Raw genomic sequence first — 19,329 nt, 5'->3', positions numbered from 1 at the left:
TATGCTCCTCAACCAACTTATTGAAATCAACGAAAAGGGTAGTATTGCCAGTTCTGTAAACTTTGGCATGATGGATAATTCAGACAAGAATTTATCTTTATGTGAAAGTTTTATCTTTAACTATGACCCAACAAAACCTGAGTCATCAACAGTTGGTATTTTGGATGCGGTGCGCCGTAGCTATCATAGTGCAAATCAGCCGAACATCCATTTGATGATTCAACAATATGGTAAGGGCAAGTCGCACTTTGCGATCGCGAGCGCCAACTTTTTCCAAAAACCCTTCCACAGTCAGGAAGTGCAAGGGATTTTGTCACAATTAGAAAAGGCTACATCTGCGAAAAGTCAGGCTATCTCTGAAGGATTAAAGCTTTTTAAACAAAACCAACGCCACCAACATTTAGTTATCTGTCTTAGTGGAGATCAAGGTGGCGACATTAGGAAGCAATTTCTGCAACAACTCGTCAAAAATCTGGAAGAAGCAGGTATTCAGGATTCCTTAGCACAAGATATATGTAGCGAACCCCTACACTACTTAGAAAAGTTGAATATAGAGAACCGGGCAGAAGCAGAGAAATATCTACAAAGTATTGGGAATCCTGATGGTGATTTAAATTCTCTCATTCGCTTACTCAGAGAAAATAACTCTGGTGTTCTATCGACTGTTAAAAAACTTGCCTTTCAAATCACGGGATTTACTCCTGATTTTACTGCCAATATAAATATTGAAGTAATTATAGAAGACCTGTTAAAAAATTATTGTACTGGACAAAATGCCCATTTCCAGGGGATTTTAATTTTATTTGATGAGCTAAATTACTATCTGAAATCTTGGGCAGCAGATGACATAGGTGCTGGAGGTACCGCACTGCAAAATATTACTAACATTTGCGAAAACTACAAAGGGAAAATTGCTTTACTAAGTTTCACCCAAATTCATCCTGGTAGGGCATTGGGCATTTCCGCAAATGCCATACCAGAGTACCAAAAGATAGCAACTCGTCTTGCACCAAAAGATGGTACTACCTATGATAATCCTACTTCTAGCTTAGAACTAGTAATAGAAAACTTATTGTTGCGAAAAAATAACTTCAGTTGGCAAACATTTCGTTCTCAATGGCATAACACGCTGATAAGAGAAGCTGAAACCGCCTTCGAGGGAAGAATTAAAATTTATAAAAACAAAGGCTGGTCTTTCCAAGAGTTTTATACCCACTTATCTGAGGGTTGTTTTCCCCTACATCCTCTTACAGCATATCTGCTGTGCAACCTTGATTTTACCCAAGATCGGACTGCTATTCAGTTTATAAAAGGCTATGTCAAAAATTTCATTGCAACTCAGCCTGTAGAAAATGCTGGAAAACTTAATTACATTTATCCCATTGCTTTAGTAGATACCTTTATTGAAAACTTTTCTAATTACCCTGTTTATACCAATTATAAAAAAGCTGTAGATTTAGTTATAGGTGCTGATGATGCAGATGAATTAATTGCTCTTAAAGCTTTATTCTTATATGAAGCTAGTGGAGAAAAACTGACCAAAGCAGACCAAGAAGAACATCAAGAGATTTTAGTAGCTTTAACAGGTTTAACTAAATTGAGACTCCAGACAGCACTAGATAAACTAGAAAAGGAAAGAGACTTAATTTATCACCAAGCAGAAATTAAGCTTTATCGTTTCTGGGAAGGAATCAACCCTAAAAGTATTCAAGAAGAAATTGAAGAAAAAATCAAATTTCAGACAACATCGATTAATGATGTTATTGCCTATTGTGGTGAAATTAATATTCTTGAAAAAGATAAAAAAGATAAATCTAATAATACAATTATTGCTACAAAGTTTGTCAAGGATAACAAGTTAGTGGGTGAAGAATGGCGATTTGAGCGGAAGATATATAGTATTGATAAATTCATTAAAGCGCTAGAGAATAATCGTATTCTGAGAGATACCAAAGAGAAGGGAATTTTAGCTTATGTTCTAACAGAGACTCAAGAGGAGTTGCAAGAGTTTCGTAATACTGTAGCTAATCATTTATCTAAATCACCAATTAAAAATTACATTGCCGTTGCAATTCCTAGAGAAGAAACCGGGAATTTAGACCGTATAATTATACAGATAAAAGCTCTTGAAGAGACGAACAGTGCTGATAAAAGATTGTTGGAAAAAGCTTATCAAGAACAGCTTGAGCGTTGGCAAAAAGAAGCAAACACACGGTTAACGAGGTTGTTAAATAATTGTACATATCATTGTGTGGGAATCGATACAATTCCATCTGCGGAACAACACAAAGCGCAACGGTTAATCAGTGTACTTTTAGAAGATTTATATACCTTTGTTCCTCCTGTGGATGAAATGGATAAAATGCGTTCAGGCCATCCGACAGGTAAAAAAATTATTGCCTGGATTGCCAAACAAATCTTCATAAAAGATAATTTCAACGAACAGACCTTTGATCGTTCTTACAGTACTGTTATTGACCAGATTTTTGTCAAGTTATGGGGTCTATTGAAGAAAACATCTGATAAATATATCGTTCAAGAACCAACTAATGAACAAATCCGTGCTGCCTGGGATAAAATTTCTGAAATAACTGACCTAGAAGGATTACCGCAAAATACTTTTGGTCTAGAAACAATTTGGCAAGTACTTTCTGCGCCACCTTTTGGTTATAGCGAGTATAACTTTACCATGTTGCTAGCAGGATGGCTGGCAATCCACCGCAAAGAAGTATCTCTCAGGGGTTATATCGAACTTGGTTCTAAAAAGTTAAATATGACGTTGAAAACACAATCCTTGAAAGACTGGGGTAATACTGATATTCTCCAAAACCCCACCGCATTTGTTGACGACTGGATTATTAAACAAAAGTCCAAACTAATTCACCGCCAACAAGCAGAAATGCCGATTTCGGCATCGCTAATAAACTATTATGATCAGGCGCAGGAGTATCTAGAGGCCGTTACTGCTTTTTTAGAGTCTAATGAACCGGATGAGTTAGAAAAAGAAGAATTAACTAAGAATAGAAAACAGGTGAGTGCGGCGGTTGATGAAATTGACAAGTGGTTCCAACCAGTGCAAGCTGTGGAAAACTTACCTCCTGAGGCACAATTGGCAGCACTGTTACCACTTTACCCGCAACTGCTGAAGCGATCGCCAAACACCTCAATTTTACCAACAGAACAACAACGCGATCGCTTCTCCCAAGCATTGCAAACTGTCAGTGATAAAATTGGCCAACTTGTAGCAGCAGAAAACAAGCGTGCTGAGTCACTATCTACTGAACAAGCTTGTAGTGCTTATCAAATAGAAATTCAAGGAATTATTGACCAGATTACCCAGATTGTAGACTTGCCTCTCCACCTTATTGAGAGTTTGCAAAATGCCTTCCGTACCAGCAACATCAGATTAACAGACATCAGGCAGCAGGCAGAAGCAGGACAAAAGCAAGCCGATGATACACAAATCATGCTGAATATTCGCAATTCTGCCACAAAAATCAAAACTATTCATCTTTCTCAAGAAGCGCTTCAAGAAGTTGAAAATTTACAATCTCGCTTCAATTATCCCGATAAATTTCAGCGTGAAGTTGCTGAAGTTGTGCAGTCAATTCAAAACAAAATTACTGACTATCGTTCTAGTCTAGCAAATCTCCACACTCGACTCCAGTCAGTAAACCATCTCATAGAATTAGATGTTATTAATACAAAATATGCCAAATTGGATGTTGTCTTTCAAGATTCGGCTGATTACAGAAACTATCAAGAAATACAACCACAAATTCAGAGTTTAAAGCATGACCTAGAGCAGATACAAAATCTGGAAATTCGCTATCAACAAAGTAATTCTATTGCCAGTTGTAATGATGTTTTGGCAATAATTGCTAGTCGGGAGTTAAATATCTATAATGCTGACCGCTTTCAAGAAATAATTACTCAGTTAGAAGTCAATTTTAGGCAGAAAATCCAAGAATATACTGTTCAGCTACAAGAATGTAATCATAATTTAGAGCATTTGACAACAGTAGAAGATGCACAAAGACTCCAAAAAGAGTTACTGAAAAAATCGCATTGTTACTCACGCTCTGAAATAGAAACAGAGTACGAAGCAATTATCTCAGAACTGGCACTACTAATTGAGTTATTGCAGATAGCCGAGTCAACAAAGTTAGAGACTTTAGAAGCTTGTCAAACTCAGTTAGAGAGACTACGAGATTGGGAAAATAAGACTGAAGGACTGAGAGAAAAATTTAGCGATCGCCTTCACTCACTCCGTACAGAAATACAACAGAAACAATCACAAATTCTCCAGAAACAACAAACTATTGCCCAACAATGGGTTAAAGATTTAGAAAATAGTTACACTGAAATAAACCAATTATCAGATGATACAAAAAAGTTTGAAACTGCAAACAATTTACTGGAGCAAATTCAAGCTGAAAAAATTGATTATATTAACTTGCTTAGTATTCCAGAAACTCAGTTATTAGAAAATATAGAGCGTCAATGCATTGAAGAACGGGATAAAGATACAGCTAATCAAATTTTCGTGCTGTTCCGGCAACTTCCTTATTTACAGCAACAAAATATTTACGAGAAGTTAGGGCAAATGCTTTCAGAAAAGGCGGAGGAGTAATAGGGATGAACGATAAACGTATCATACTAGACCCTACCGGACTTTACGATATTCCCTCCGGCTATATCCCTGTCACTACAGAGGTAGAATGGATACAGTTTTTTGGTGTTAGTGCTGCTCCCTGCTGGGTAAAAGGTGAGCGATTATGCGAATGGGCAAAAACTTGACTGTCCTCCAGTACTGGAACCCAAGGGAAGGATGGCGATTGGTAAAACTGATGATAGCAGGTTTGTGGTTTTGTCAGGCGATCGCTACAGTCTTCCCCATGACATTAGTATTGTCAAAGGCTCCGCTAGCTTAAGTTCTTTCAGCTACACTAGCAATAAAAAAATTATCGGTTCTCACGGAGGGCTATTTCCTGAAGAAGTTGTAGTTGGTGTATCTGTGCTGCGAAAATCTATCCAACGTCATCCTGTGTTAGTTTTTTGCTTGGGTGAAGGTAAACCCAAACAATTAGGAGAACTGGAAATTACTATCGATAATCCCAACTCAGTACCACTCACAAACCTTTGTCTATATATTCAGGAATTGCCCTCTTTTCAAGAAGGAAAACCATTAGCACAGGAAATTCCAGCCAATCAGCACTGTAGTTTCAAAATAATAATTCCCGAAGTGCAGGAATTGCCACCAAATCAAGGAAATAACCTATTCCTCTCTGGTGAATTAACTTTTAGATTTGCCTGTCTTGAAACTGCAAGCGCTGCCCTAGTTGCTGAATCTAAAATTATAGTTAAGCAAATATTCAGTAGTGGATTTGATATAGATGAATTCTTGTGAAGAAATAATCTACAATAACGATTTGGTTCGTGAGGTTTTTGGCAATCTCTGTATTGATAAAACTAGACTGCCATCGAGTGGACTCAGTTCTATAGGTTTACCTAGTTTTGTGGCTGAATGGCTACTAGATAAAATTGTCCCTGGTTCCGGAACACTCACATCTATAGAATTAGAAAAAGTCAATAACTTTATTCAAAAAGCATTCCCCCGAAAAGATGACCGCAACGAAATTATTTTTGACCTGACTCAGGGAGAAATACGAAAACTCATTGCTCTAATGCAGGTTCGTATCAAATTAGAACAAGGAGGAAAAACAATTCCTGAACCATTGGCACAAATTCCGGCCCTGAATTTAACTGAATGCAGCATTGCTACTGATATTGTAGAACGCTATAAAATACTTTTGCGCCAAGGAATTTGGGGCAAAATTACTTTAGCTATGCTTCCCGATGGTAAAGTGGAAGTGATGGATTTTGAACCATTTCAATGTTCGCAAGTTGACTTGCAAAGTTATGCCGAATGTCGGGGAAGATTCAATACACAACAATGGCGAGATTTAATATTTTGCTCAATGGGTTTTAACCCCCAGCATCCCAGTTATGACCAGGAAGCAAAAACATGGATATTGGCTAGGTTGCTATCATTAGTAGAACCTAATTATCATGTGATAGAACTAGCTCCTAAAGGCACTGGTAAAAGCTTCTTTTTTGAAAATATCAGTAGCAAAGTTAGCTTAATTAGTGGTGGTAAAGTTACTCCCGCCCAATTATTTATCAACGGTAGAACTAAAGAAGTTGGTTTACTCGGTCGTCATCAAGTTGTGGTTCTAGATGAAGTTCAAAGTTTAACATTCGATAATCCTGAAGAGGTCATTGGCCCACTGAAAAATTATCTTGCTAGCGGTCGTTATAATCGCTCTGGTTTTGCAGATATTTCTAGTGATTGCGGGTTAGTGATGCTGGCAAATATCGAATTAGATGAGCAATTACAACCACGCAATGAAGATAATTTAATGGCTAACCTACCAAAGTTTTTTACTGAGACTGCATTATTAGACCGATTATCTGGGATTATCCCTGGTTGGAAAATTCCCAAGTTTCAAAGAGAAATGGTAGCTTCTCAAGTTGGTTTAAAAATGGATTTCTTTGGTGAAGCCTTGCTATCTCTACGCCAAGATAATCGCTTTATATCCTATGTACAGCAGCATACTCACTTTGAAAAAAATGTTACGATTCGTGACCAGAATGCCATCCTCAAATCAGCATCAGGTTTTCTGAAAATTCTCTATCCCCATTTAGAATTAACATTAATGGACTACGAGGATGATTGTCTAGAACCTGCTTGTAAACTGCGACAAGCTATCCGAAATTCACTATATTATCTCGATGATGAATTCAGGCAGCTTGGTAGAGAAATTCATGTAGAAGCAAAGTAACAGTCAGTTACAGCATAGTTTTAGTAGTTGGTCTTTAGCTGTTTGAGAGAGTTTAATTCTTTCTATCGGGGATTCCATAATTTTCATTAATAATAAATTTTACCAGAAATTGAGATAATTTTCGCTTATAAACCCAAACAGTAGCGAACCGCAGTTTCAACTTCAAGCATCTTGGAGTCAGAAATTTTGCCAACTGGGTCAGCAGGAAAGCGATTTGGATCTAAAGAACGAATTTGAAAACATAAAAACACTGTTTCTAGTCATAATCCACTATCACTTGGAGATACTCGTATATTGTTTGGATAATCCTGCCTAATATTTGTTCCTTTCGTACCAACAACTACAGTTACAACCAAAGGTAATTGGTTGATAGCGTCTATAGATAATACTAAAATTGGTCGTGTTCCTGCCTGTTCTCATCCCCGCACTGGATTAAGATTGATAAAATAAATTTGTCCTCTCTCGATGCTCACCACTTTTTTAAACCCTTTTTTAACCCATGCATTTCTGTAATACTAAATTCATTATTTATAGAGGCAATTTCTGCCTGTATATCTAAATCACTAGCCATTGCAGCTAGTTGTTCATTCATATATTTAACATCAGTAAAGCTATCTGATATTTGCTTCTTTTCTTGCACTTGTCTTGTGATAAGTTCTAAAACCCATTCTAGTTCTTCTAATGACAAAGCACGTAGGTCACGCTCTATTTTTAGTAAATGTTGTGAGTTGATCATTGCTTACCTACTTTCCAAAGGTCGTTATATATATTGTAAATATCTTTTTTAGACAATATCTACTACCAGAAATATTGATTTTCTATCACTGTAGTTTGGCGGGTGGTAGAGTCGTATTTGAGGAGATATTCGCGGGCGATCGCTTCATTTTCTCGCAGTGTTTCCACTTCTTTCTTGCCAATCTCAGTATCCGTAGATAACAAAATTACTTGGTGGCTGGCGGATGGAAAGTAACGTTCAACTAAGTTGCTGCGGTGAGATGAGTCTAGTCTACCTAACGGTGTATCGATGGCTACTGGTAGGCGGTGTCCAGAGACTTTGGCTAAACCCCAGAGGAATGCGATCGCCAGTAGTTGTTTTTCGCCAGCAGAGAGGCGATGTTTCGGGACTGGTTTACCATTTAAATCGTAAAGCAAAAGGCTGAAAGTCTTGGTATCAATAGTGATGCGATGCACTAAATCTGATTTATGGAGAAGATAAAGAAAGCAATTTTTAACTTCTTCCTCTAATTTATTAAGTTTTCGCAGAGTTAATTTTTCACGAAAAATCTTGAGTGTGTTTTGAACTTTAGCTGCTGAGGTAATAATATGTTCGCTATTTTTATGTTTAATGTTTTCTACAGTATAATCGCTTAATTCTCTCTTTGACTTAGCAATAATACTTTCTAATTCAGCTAAACGGCGACGGATTGTTTCATAATTTGCTTTAGCTTCAACAACTTGATTTTGTGCTACTTCTAGTGCTTGACGCAGCTTTGTATAATCTTCTGGTGCTGCTGCTGTTTGCACTTGTCTTTCGAGAGTATGAATTTCTTCTTCTTTATTTTTGAGAATAGCTAATTTCTCTTTTGCAGAAAGTTGAGAATTTTGTAAGTGATATATGAGATTATCTAGCTGACTTAAAGTCTCATCATCAGCTAATAGCCAAAGTGCTTCTAACTGGATAGTCTTCGCATATAAATTATCTACATCTTGGACTAGAAATGATTGAATTTGTTCAACTTGTAGCGGGGAAATTTCACCTTGATTTAGCCAATTCAGTAAGCGCTGATCTCGCTCAATTAACAAATCTTTAGAAATTTGTACCTGTTGATGGCGAAATTCTTTTTCTCCCTGTGTTTGCATCTGACTAAGCAAATTGGGAATTAATGCCAGAGGTAAAACATCAGCCGCCAATTCACACATCGACTGACGTACTTGTTCAATTTGCGCAGTTTTTGTATCTTGTTGTAGTTCTAGTTGATTGCGTTTTGCTGCAATTTTCCCGCCTTCAGAAATAAATTTATCAAAGGCTTCTTGCTGCTTTTGTTCTAATTCTTCTACCTGATTTTTGAGAGTTTCTAATTTTTCTCCTGTTGTTTGATAATCTTCTTGCTGTTGGGTTAATCTAGTTTCAATTTCCTCTATATTTGCTAAATCTTTACTATTACCAACTTCTTTAAGTTTACGGTTAACTAAGATATCTAAATCAACTGCTAAACGATCTGCTAACTCTAGCCCTAAAAGTCCGCGAATTGCATCTACTACAACTGGTGGTGGTGTTTCCTGTTCTGCGAGTTCTTTAACCTGTTCACCATCAAAGAGAAATAAGTTAGAAATACCTAATGGCAGGAGATTTTCAATATATTCATCCCAGATATTAACTAAAGCATCAGGCCATGTATCACTGTCGCCTAAAATACCTAATGTATCTTTACCGTCTTTAGGATTTTTTGTCCAACTACGCACAACACGATATTTTATTGGCTTATCGTTTTCAATATGTTCAAAAAGTAATTCAATACGGGTGTCTGCAACTCGATCTATTCTCTTGGAAAGTTGCTCCTCTTGGGGAGACCCCAAGACCGCACTTTCCGCTTTGTTGTTAACACATTGGTTGAGAAAATCGCTATAACTTAAATTACCACGGGTAGAACATTGGGCGCGGGGGCCGTAAAGGGCGAGACGAATGGCATCCATAAGGGTAGTTTTTCCGCCGCCATTCATACCGCCTAAAAGGATTATTGGGTGTGAGTTTTCCTCATCAATTTTTGGGTTAAGATTGATTACCTGTTTCCCACTGTAGGGGCCAAAGTTTTGTAATACGAGTTCAAGAAATATCATTGATTTTTAAGATTATTAAATACCGGGAAAGGCAAGGTTTATAAGATAAGGGCGAATGGAATTCGCGGTTACACAGGCGAAGTTTATCAGATACCGGGCGAATAGAATTCGTGGCTATACAGGCAAAGTTTATCAGATACCGGGCGAATAGAATTTGCGGCTACACAGGCAAAGTCCACCTTTCCTTCGGAACGCTACGCGAACGTGGACTAAATTCGTACATAATTATTAGTTTACTTGGGGGTCAGTTCCCAGGTGGGAATAATTGATTTTTGACTATGATGGGTAGCTTGGTTTTTGATGTAATTAGCTACATTGTCGATGGCATCATGACTAACTGTAAACGCTCCATAGCTACCTTGCCATTTGAAAAACTCATCCGGTTTGATTTCGTGGGTGATGAAATGGGAAGAACTTCCCTTAATTTGTTTAATCAATTCAGAGACACTTATGGTCGATGGAAAACCTGTTATAAAATGTACATGATCTTCAATCCCACCAATTGCAATTACAGTGCATTTTAACTCTTCAGATTCCCGGATAATTGCCCCGTAAACTTCCGGATATCAGGCGTAATTAAGGGTAATCTATCCCATGTCGCCCAAACATAATGTAGATACAGTTGCGTAAAACTTGATCTCATTTCCTTTAACCCACGAATGTGGGTTTCGTCTGTGTAGCCGCTAATTCCATTCGCCCGGTATTGAATTATTGAATTATTGTGTAAAACTTGCTCTCATTTCTCTTTAACCCACGGAGGTGGGTTTCGTCTGTGTAACCGCGAATTCCATTCGCCCGGTCTTCTATTATTCTATTCTTCTGAATTTTTCTTTGAAAATTTCATACTTGCCCAAGTTACCTGTTCCTCATTTTCACTTTCACCTTCATCTACTTCATTGATTGCTGCAACATCGCCCAAAGTCATCTGCTTGACTTTTGCAACGTCACCTTGACTAACTGCTTCGCTTAATTCGCGTTTCAACCGAGCATTTTTAATCGCATCTTCTGGAGAACGGGAACTCGTATTAAAACATTTTTCTAGGGTTTCGTATATTCCCACGCGACGAGTCTTTTTGCGATACTGGCGTTCTGTGTCTAACAATTTCGCCATAAGTTCTAAGTGCATCGCGTCACCTTCACAGATTTCTTCTAATACTATCCATTCATCACGACCTAGTAGGCTATAGTCAGCACCAGGACGGGGGTCTTGAAATTCTTCGCCAGTCACTTCTTGATAAATCCGGGGTAAGCTATCATCAAATTCGTGTTTGTCTTCTAGCCAAATGCGGCGAATTTCGCTCATTTCTTCGAGAGTAATTAGGGTGATGTCGCGCATATTTTCTGGCGCTGTACGACGGGTTTTTGTTTGCGCTTCTAATAATCGTCTAAGCCAATGTTCCCGCCAATATTTGGTATAAGGCCCATGAATTGGTTCAATAGAGGCTTCACCATCTACATGACGCTCAAAAAGTTGGACTTCTCCCCAAATGCGACGGAAGTCTCTTTTATCACGGTCATCTCTATTATCTAATTCATTGCGGATATCTAATAGAGGCTGCATCCATTCTTTCTCTTCATCATTTTGAATCATTGCCTCCATTGATTTATCTTTACTAACAATTGTGCAAACCCAGCACCCAAATCGAGAATCACCACAGCTAGCAGTAGAAGTATCAACAACTAGAGGACATTCATTATCTGCTGTAGCACCTCGATACATGGTGAACAAGTCTTTGTTACTATATTCCCAAGGGTTTTGCCACTGATTTAGGTAAATCCAAACTTCATCAGTACGCCAATCTTCGATAGGGCTATAAATTAAAGAATTAGGCAAGCTTGGACTATGGTACAGCAGAGATGTAGGTGAACTTGAATCAGAAACGAGGCGATCTTTTAGGCTACCTGCTTGATGTTTTTCCATTGAGATAGCACGTTTGACACTTTCAGCCTTGCGCGTACCTAAAACAAGAATAACTTCCCCATTTACTCTAACCACATCACGGATAAAGCGGTTAGAAGGATGAATTTTCAGACGGTCTGTACACCACCGAAATTTTCCTCGCGGCGTTGGATAACCTTTACCAATCAAGCTTACCCAAAATGTCTCTTTAATGTCTGGTTGTAATAAATGGGGTTCTATGGGCATTTTCTGTTCTTTAGCAGTAACCCTCATTCTTTCTAAGGATTTACGTACCCAAACAGAGACTACAGGGTTTTCTACTAGTGTGTCAGTTGTAATAACATGAATAGTCTTTTTTCGCTTTTCAACTGGTAGTGCTGCGATCGCATTCCAGATAAGCTGTAAAGTGGCAGTACTATCTTTGCCGCCCGAATAGCCCACCACCCAAGGTATCTCATCCAAACAATACAATTCTTGAATTTCAGTGGTGAGAGCTTGGATATAGTCCACTAACTCTGCTACAGTACGTGCTTGTTGAACTGTCTTTTCTGGTTGTTGTGCTGTAGTCATTTCTCCTTCTCTCTGGAAACACTGGCGTAATATCTAGGCGAATAGGGCGAATAGAATTCGCGTCTACACAAACAAAACCCACTTCCGTGGGTTGAAAAAATAGTTTTTAAAAACTTTACTACTAATATCCAATTTTTTGGATAATTAAACTACATAATACAATTCTGTTTTTAAAATTTAACATGAAAGATAGTGCATCTGACCCTACCGCTGACATCGCTAGAGAGTACCTGGAACGAGAAAACAAGGAAAAACAGGTACTAGCTTTACTCCTGGAAAACTTTTTAGGGAGAAAAGATCAGATTCTCGTCCAAAAAACCGAGATGGGTGGTACTGAGGCTTATGTTAGCTCTGTTACGCTGGAATGGTTCGCAGGTCGTGTTCACTTTGCCTCTGGCTTACCTCTATTTCAGAAAAAGTATAATCCTGAGACTGATAATGTCGAGATTGACGCGGATAGCATTGATGAAATTCAGCAACGTCCACTTGATTGGTCACGTCAAGCACCGCTAGTCCAGTATTTAGCGGCTCGACATAACCATAAGTTTCCACCAGTGCTAGTAGTAATTAATCAACCGTGGGTGGATAATCCCAAAGCTGCTGAGTGGGATAGCGAAGGACGCGCTACAAAGTCTACTACTGATTTTATACCCCTAGATAAAGACGCTAAAGTAGGTCTGTTAAATATTTCTGAGGATGATGTCACCATTTATGCACTAGATGGTCAACACCGATTAATGGGGGTTCAGGGGTTGATGGAGTTAATCAAAACTCGTAAACTCCAGCGCTATAAAAAAGATAAAGGTGCTGATGACAGTTTTATTACAGTCAATGATTTGATAGAAAAGTACCAAGTAGACCTTGCTTACTTGCAAAATTTACCCAAGGAAAAAATTGGTATTGAGTTCATCTGTGCGGTAGCGGTTGGTGAAACTCGCACCCAGGCGAGGCGGAGGGTGAGATCAATTTTTGTTCATGTCAACCTGATGGCAGCACCCTTGACTAAAGGACAACTAGCACAGTTGAATGAAGATGATGGTTTTGCGATCGTTGCTAGAAAAATTGCAGTTACACATCCACTATTAGAACAACGACAAGAGCGCAATCCCCGTGTTAATTGGAATAGTGCAACAGTGGCTTCCAATTCTACAGTTTTAACGACTTTGCAAGCTCTGCAAGATATGTCTGAGCGATATTTGGGTCAAAAGTTCCCCCACTGGAAACCCTTGGAGAAAGGTCTAATTCCCATGCGTCCAGAGGATGAAGAACTTGAGCAGGGAATTCAGGAATTTAAAAAGCTATTTGATTCTTTGGCTAGTCTTTCCAGTTATAAGATTTTAGAACACGAGGATACACCATCTTTACGGCGGTTCAGCTTTGAGAAAGATGGAGGTGAAGGAAATATGCTTTTCCGTCCGGTTGCTCAAGTTGCATTAGCGCAAGCTTTAGGAATTTTGGTTTTTAAAAAAGGTTTTTCGCTGGCAGATATTTTTAAGAAACTGCGGAAGTTTGACCAGCAAGGTGGTTTTAGTGGTATGGAATATCCGCAATCTCTCTGGTATGGGGTTTTATATGACCCAAATAAAAAGCGAGTGCAGGTTGCTGGACGAGATTTGGCGGCGAAGTTATTGGTTTACGTCCTGGGTGGAATTCAAGAGCAGATGGAACGTGCTGAACTTCGTAAGTCTTTGGCGGATGCTAGGACTGTGGAAGATAAAACTATAGGTTTTGATGGCAAGCTTGTTGAACCGAAAGCGGTAGGACTTCCACCTATCCTGTAATTATGCTTGAAATATATTTTGGCGATGCCATTGCAGCGCTTTCAGTTCTGGAAAGTTTTGCTCTGTATTTGGTAGAAGTATTGTTTCACCATGAAAATCTTTCATAGGTTTAGCATGGAGAGATACTTCTTCCAAATCATTGCTAACGATGATTTTGTATTGCTCATCTACAGCAAACCAACCCCTATCAAATGCCCAATGATGATTTTTGCAAAGAGCAATTCCATTATTAATTTTACTATCATAAAACTGTGAGAATGGCTTGATGTGTGCGCCATCCACAATATTTTGATTTACTTTTTTAGTTACTTTGAGTCCACAGAAGGCACATCTGTAATCATAAATATGTATAATTGCTGTCCTGAAGAAAGCATTTCTAATAACTGCTCGTTTTGAACTCCATCTGGGATTAGTCTCTAATTTTCCTGTTTCAATTAATTTTTCTATGTCTACTGGGTCATCTTGAAAAGCTTGATTTATTTGTAAAATAGCTTCTATATCATTTTCATTATCAGAAAAGAAAGCTGCCACAAGTGCGTCAATTAGTTCTTTTATAAAAAATTCATCTTGCAAAAAGTTAAATAATTCATTGTCTAGATATGCGTATTCAACAGCCTCTTTTAGTTTGTTAATTGTTTTTGGCTGTAACCCATTAAATTCAGGCTTAAATTTTAAGTACCAAAACCCCTCATTTTGCAGATGGAAGAAAGGATAGTGTAAGCCACCTTTGTAAGACAGAGAACCGATTACATTCCAATACGTCTCAAATGTTTGAACTAATTCGTCGGAAACTAGAATCTCATTAGTAGTAATAATACCCCGCGCAATCAAATCAATGACAGATAAAAGTAATATTGGTTTATATTGAGCATTACCACGCTTCCGGCTACTACTTACATTTAATTCAGAAAACCGTTGACAATAATCTGCTATATTTTTCATATTTAATAACTTAATTAAGCAAGCAAGAAAATTAATTTAAGAATTTACTCAGGTCAAATTCTTCTTCTAGCTGTTCTTTTGTGCCTCTTTCAGAAATCAGAACTAATAGAAGTCGCTCTGAGTAGTCAACAGAACCTCGCAACTCGTTTTGTAAAATTTCCAGTCCTCCATTAGCATATTCTTCAAATATTTGAGTACGTTTATCTTCATCTTGTTCTTCTTTAGATGAGAGGATGTTGATATCTTTAGTTTCATTGATTCCTAATAATTTAATGATTAGGTCATATCCCAAGGAGGCAAAATTTTCTTGTGGAATTGGAGATGGTTCTCTTTTTGTGGTTTCTCCCAAAGGAACGCGCTTTTTATATTTAACGCCTAAAGCTGCTGCAAACACCATTACTTCTACATAAGTCTGAAAAGGCCCAGTTGTGTCTTTTGATGCTACTAGAGATTTCACCAACTCAGCCTTATCTTTAGCAATTCTGATTCTATTTGCAGCCATGATATTAATATCTACATTGTTGCCATTTTAACCGACAGCCAAAAGCGATGCCTACCCACTTAGCAAGGTATTATTTTATGATAGTATGCAGGCGATCGCTAAACAAACACTAAACAAACAAATTATCCACTAACATAGTCCATCCTGGTAACACGGGTTCAGCTTCCGCCACCTCACCACGGCGATACACTTGCGGTTCTTCAGGATTATTAGCGCGATATACTCTAATTACTTCCTCTTTGAGTACATCCACATCCCAAACTACCAAAGTACCCGCCGCAAAATAATTACGGCGTTTGCTAGCCATATTTTTCTCTGCTGTCTCACCATAATCATTTTCACTTCTCACCTCAGCAGCAAACACAGGCGCACCATTAAGGAACTTCCCACCTGTAGGTTTGCCAGTATAAAATGCGGCATCATGACTTAAAGAACGACGATGAGGGAGATTGACAATAAAACCACCATTATCAGGTAAAGCGTAGCCACTTTTTGTCAGTCGTTCATAATCACGCAAATTAGCATAAATTTCACCGCCTGCATGTCCTGGTAAAAATCCAGTTGGAGACATCAGCACCAATTTTCCATTAACAATCTCTGCTTTACAATTGTCAGGTAAGTGGTACAAATCTTCAATAGTTGCTTCAGTTTTAATACTCATATAGCGTTTCCTAATCTAGTGAGGTACAGCTTAAGCTTTATCTCCCCTCTCCTTACTAAGAAGAGGGGTTGGGGGTGAGGTTTTAATCTTCTAATTAGTTAGCGATAATCTCAATTTCAGCATTTTCTCTTCTCTGTGCGTTCTCTGCGCCTCTGCGGTAGCCTGTGGCAAGCCGCTTATGCGTCTACGTTTCTCCAAAACTTATATTGACAATTGAACATCCTCATAAACCAAAGAAATAGGAAAGTGAAAATCAACACTAGTTAAATGAATTTCATTCCCCTCTTCATAAGGATGTAACTCCCAGATTCCTCTGTCATTTATACGAAAGCAATCTAAACTAAATTTTTCAGCATCAATGAGGACATATTCTTGTAAAGTCTGGATACGGCGATACTGCGTAAATTTGCCGCCTCTATCGTAAGCTTCTGTACTAGGGGAAAGAACTTCGACAATTAAACAAGGATACTGAATAAATTTAATAGCTTGTCTGTCCCTTTCATCATAAGTCACTACAACATCTGGATAGTGAAATGGCCCGTTTTCAGATACGCCTACTTTTGCATCTGCCATAAAAGCGCGACATGGACTTCCCCGAAGGTGGCTTTTTAACGCCGAAGCTAAATTTAAGGCAATGCTATTATGAGGAATAGTTCCCCCAGTCATGGCGAAAACTTCACCATTGATATATTCATATTTAATATCTTGGTGTTCTTCCCATTCCAAGTATTCCTGGGGAGTCATATAGTTTCCGTCTGGACTCGCAACCATAACTTCATCCTTTAAACATTACGTTCAACCACGATAATTTCAGTATATTCATACTCATTCGGACTTTGTTTCACCAAAGGATATCTTTCCCCAGCCAACTCAATATAATCTTGTTCGCAATCCGGCTTAGATGAATAATACGTAAGCACATATTCTCTACCGATTCTGTCTGTCATTTCTGCTTCTACTTCACCCCGCCACTGAGTCTTAGTAACTAAAACTATTAACTGATTCGCTAATTGGGGAATTGTTTTAGCAATATGTCGCCGCGAACTTTCATCCAAACTACCGAAGGGTGAATCCATGACAATTGGGAAAGTGCTACTATCGGGAATCATCATCATTTTTCGCTTCTCACTCCATTCCCGTACTTTGTCAATGATGCTGGCAATAAAGGATAAACTGAGAATTTGATTCTCCCCAGTGGATGCTGCAACTGGTGCTTCCACACCTGTGGTATTTTCTACTAATGTCAGTTCATATTTATCGCTAATTTTAGGAATGTATGGAGTCACAGAAATTTCTGTGAATATCTCTTGTACTCGTTTTTCTAGTTGCAGACGAAATTGTTGCTCTTGACGATTTCTAACTTCTGTTAACCGTTCGATTGCATCTTGAGTGGCGTTAATTCGGCGCTGTGCTAAAGTTTGCTTATCTTCATTCAGCTTTTGTTTAGCAATTTGTTTGTTTAAACCTTCAATTTCAGTTGTGAGTTGAGCAATTTGCTGCTGATTTGCACCCTGTTCTCGATTTAATTCATCAATTTTACTTTCAATTTCATCTAAACGTTTTTGCAAACTGCTAATTTCTTCATTAGCATCTTTTCGCAACCGTTCTTGAATATTGTCTAAATCGCCTTCAATTTGAGATATACTTTGCCTTAACTGATTAATCCTAGTTTGTTCTCTATCAACTTCTTCCCAAAATCCTATGGCTTGCTTATCAATTTCATCTACTTGAGCGCTCATGCGAATTGCAGTTTCTTCCACCGCCGAGGAACCTGCTTTATTTAACCAGGTACTCACATGAGTATGAGAGTGATTACCCTTGTGTAATTCCGCGCCACAAATACAGCGTTGAGAATTGAGTAAATCATTCACAAATTCCCGCGAAATTCCTGATGTTAACTCGCCTCGCTGCTTCAAATCATTGATAATTCCGCGAAACTGTGCTGTGGTTTCTGACAGTAAAACGGTATAACCCCGCGCGGAAATAACTTTTTTCAGCGCCTCCTTGGTTTTTTTATATTCTTCTTGATTCACCGCTTTCTGTGATTCTAAATCCTGCCATCTTTCTTGTAATTCCTTAGCAGCACTCAATTCTCGTAAACGGTTACTTGTCTCTTTTTTAAAAGTTTGTTGATATTCTAACTCTTCTTTAATTTCAGTTTGCCGTTTGGTAATGCGTTCACGCTCTCGCTCTATCTTTTCTTGCTGTCGTAATAGCTGTTTGGTTTCAGAATCACCAATAGCTTTTAACTCATTTTCTAGAGCTTTTTTAGCATCTCCCAAATGTCTGATGGAACGGTTGATTACTTCCACACCCAAGAAGATTTTTGTAGCTTCGGCAATTTCAGCTTTTTTGTCAGAACGAACGATTTCTTCAATCCGTTCGCCGTCAAAGAAAAAATATTGATGTAAAGTAGCCGGTAAAATTTGATTGATTATATCGTCTGGTTGCTGAGTTGGTATATTCCATTTACCATCATCCGCACCAACCCACATGGTTAATTTAGTTTTGCCAGCGTCAAAATCACCTTCGTTTTTATATCCTCGACAGGCGCGTTTCACTCGATAGCGTTTACCTTCATGTTCCCAGCCAATCTCTACCCAAGACTCTACAGCTTGACCTTTTTGAGTTTCTGCGATCGCACGCTTATTCACTAACTGCTCTATCGATGCAAACGCCGCACTAAATTTATCATACAATACCCATGTAAAAGCATTCAGCAAGCTAGTTTTGCCAGAGCCATTATTGCCATGAATAATTGTCGTGTTCTGAGCATCTCCCCCAGCCAGGATCATCTCTGGTGTCGTACCATAAAAGGAGCGAAAGTTGCATAGCTTGATTGAAGTCAGCTTCATCGCACCTCTTCCTTAATAATGTCCAAAATATTATCATTTATATGGCTGTTAATCTTCTTATCTAGTCTGCCTTTTTCCAGCTTCCATACCCGCTCAATAATTTGCCGTACTTCCGGCGGAGCGCTGGTAATTGGCTCCTGTACATCATCAATATTCGCCTCTTGTGACATATTGAATTTTGAAATATACTTTTTCTATATTTTAACTTTCTCTAGTGCTGCGATCGCCTCCGTAAAGCCACTGTTTGCGTTATCTTTAAAATCCGAATTTTCTTTGAAAAAACACTTTATTGTTTAATTCTTTTCTGTTATTATTTATTTTAGCTAATCTAGCTCATAATGGGATGTTAGTAAAATTTTTAACGTCAGCTATATCCGATTATTATTAAAGTCATAATTTTATTATTTCATACTTAATGCGTCTTTTTTCAAAAGT

The 19,329-nt window shown here is 38.3% G+C and carries 14 protein-coding genes and 3 pseudogenes; 5 read left to right on the top strand and 12 right to left on the bottom strand.

The genetic code is table 11. The features are described from left to right. Position 1 precedes the first annotated feature (1 nt). From V7K36_RS15440 to brxL, 4 genes are read left to right on the top strand one after another with little or no spacing between them, the layout of a single operon-like run. Entirely contained in the window at positions 2 to 4,633 is a 4,632-nt protein-coding gene (locus tag V7K36_RS15440) for a hypothetical protein (RefSeq protein WP_335117092.1), read from the top strand. A gap of 5 nt (positions 4,634 to 4,638) precedes the next feature. Further along, entirely contained in the window at positions 4,639 to 4,800 is a 162-nt protein-coding gene (locus V7K36_RS15435) for a hypothetical protein (protein ID WP_335117090.1), read from the top strand. Between the two features lie 31 nt (positions 4,801 to 4,831). Continuing rightward, positions 4,832 to 5,410 carry a hypothetical protein gene (locus V7K36_RS15430; protein WP_335117088.1) on the top strand — a complete coding sequence of 193 codons (579 nt, stop codon included), beginning with the start codon at positions 4,832 to 4,834 and terminating at the stop codon, positions 5,408 to 5,410. Further along, positions 5,397 to 6,845: a BREX system Lon protease-like protein BrxL gene (gene brxL, locus V7K36_RS15425; protein ID WP_335117086.1), complete on the top strand. Its 1,449-nt coding sequence runs from the start codon at positions 5,397 to 5,399 to the stop codon at positions 6,843 to 6,845. Before V7K36_RS15430 ends, brxL begins: the two co-directional genes overlap by 14 nt. A gap of 15 nt (positions 6,846 to 6,860) precedes the next feature. Here brxL and V7K36_RS15420 read toward each other — a convergent pair. From V7K36_RS15420 to dndC, 6 genes and pseudogenes are all read right to left on the bottom strand, one after another. After that, positions 6,861 to 6,923 (bottom strand): annotated as a pseudogene (locus V7K36_RS15420) (DNA sulfur modification protein DndE); the annotation flags it as partial. 47 nt (positions 6,924 to 6,970) lie between these two features. After that, positions 6,971 to 7,249: pseudogene (locus V7K36_RS15415) on the bottom strand (type II toxin-antitoxin system PemK/MazF family toxin); the annotation flags it as partial. Between the two features lie 65 nt (positions 7,250 to 7,314). Beyond that, complete coding sequence (locus tag V7K36_RS15410) at positions 7,315 to 7,581, bottom strand: hypothetical protein (protein ID WP_335117084.1); 267 nt, start codon at positions 7,579 to 7,581, stop codon at positions 7,315 to 7,317. A gap of 62 nt (positions 7,582 to 7,643) precedes the next feature. After that, a complete protein-coding gene (gene dndD, locus V7K36_RS15405; RefSeq protein ID WP_335117082.1) occupies positions 7,644 to 9,683 on the bottom strand; it encodes a DNA sulfur modification protein DndD in 2,040 nt (679 codons plus the stop codon). A 233-nt stretch (positions 9,684 to 9,916) separates the two neighbouring features. Then, positions 9,917 to 10,326: pseudogene (gene tnpA / locus V7K36_RS34130) on the bottom strand (IS200/IS605 family transposase). Between the two features lie 168 nt (positions 10,327 to 10,494). Beyond that, positions 10,495 to 12,153, bottom strand: a complete 1,659-nt coding sequence (gene dndC, locus V7K36_RS15395) for a DNA phosphorothioation system sulfurtransferase DndC (RefSeq protein ID WP_335117080.1) — start codon at positions 12,151 to 12,153, stop codon at positions 10,495 to 10,497. Between the two features lie 182 nt (positions 12,154 to 12,335). Here dndC and V7K36_RS15390 point away from each other — a divergent pair, with 182 nt between their 5' ends. Next, positions 12,336 to 13,934: a DGQHR domain-containing protein gene (locus V7K36_RS15390; RefSeq protein WP_335117078.1), complete on the top strand. Its 1,599-nt coding sequence runs from the start codon at positions 12,336 to 12,338 to the stop codon at positions 13,932 to 13,934. Here the strand turns inward: V7K36_RS15390 and V7K36_RS15385 are convergent, their stop codons facing one another. From V7K36_RS15385 to V7K36_RS15360, 6 genes are all read right to left on the bottom strand, one after another. Continuing rightward, on the bottom strand, positions 13,935 to 14,876 hold the full coding sequence (locus V7K36_RS15385; RefSeq protein WP_335117076.1) for an HNH endonuclease: 942 nt from the start codon (positions 14,874 to 14,876) through the stop codon (positions 13,935 to 13,937). It abuts the gene before it with no gap. Positions 14,877 to 14,907: 31 nt separating this feature from the next. Further along, positions 14,908 to 15,378, bottom strand: coding sequence for a DNA phosphorothioation-associated protein 4 (locus tag V7K36_RS15380; protein ID WP_335117074.1), 471 nt, complete (start codon positions 15,376 to 15,378; stop codon positions 14,908 to 14,910). Positions 15,379 to 15,487: 109 nt separating this feature from the next. Further along, entirely contained in the window at positions 15,488 to 16,039 is a 552-nt protein-coding gene (locus V7K36_RS15375) for a Uma2 family endonuclease (RefSeq protein WP_335117073.1), read from the bottom strand. A 201-nt stretch (positions 16,040 to 16,240) separates the two neighbouring features. Beyond that, positions 16,241 to 16,810: a Uma2 family endonuclease gene (locus tag V7K36_RS15370; protein ID WP_335117071.1), complete on the bottom strand. Its 570-nt coding sequence runs from the start codon at positions 16,808 to 16,810 to the stop codon at positions 16,241 to 16,243. Between the two features lie 11 nt (positions 16,811 to 16,821). Next, positions 16,822 to 18,894 (bottom strand): AAA family ATPase, encoded by a 2,073-nt coding sequence (locus V7K36_RS15365; RefSeq protein WP_335117069.1) that lies wholly within the window; start codon positions 18,892 to 18,894, stop codon positions 16,822 to 16,824. Further along, the gene (locus V7K36_RS15360) at positions 18,891 to 19,064 is read right to left on the bottom strand and encodes a hypothetical protein (protein WP_180277607.1); all 174 of its coding nucleotides are present in this window, start codon (positions 19,062 to 19,064) and stop codon (positions 18,891 to 18,893) included. Before V7K36_RS15360 ends, V7K36_RS15365 begins: the two co-directional genes overlap by 4 nt. Positions 19,065 to 19,329: the final 265 nt, after the last annotated feature.

It is taken from the genome of Nostoc sp., from assembly GCF_036919555.1.
Lineage (GTDB): Bacteria > Cyanobacteriota > Cyanobacteriia > Cyanobacteriales > Nostocaceae > Nostoc.
Note: the sequence above shows the minus strand (reverse complement) of the source record. Positions and strands in the feature narration are given on the sequence as shown.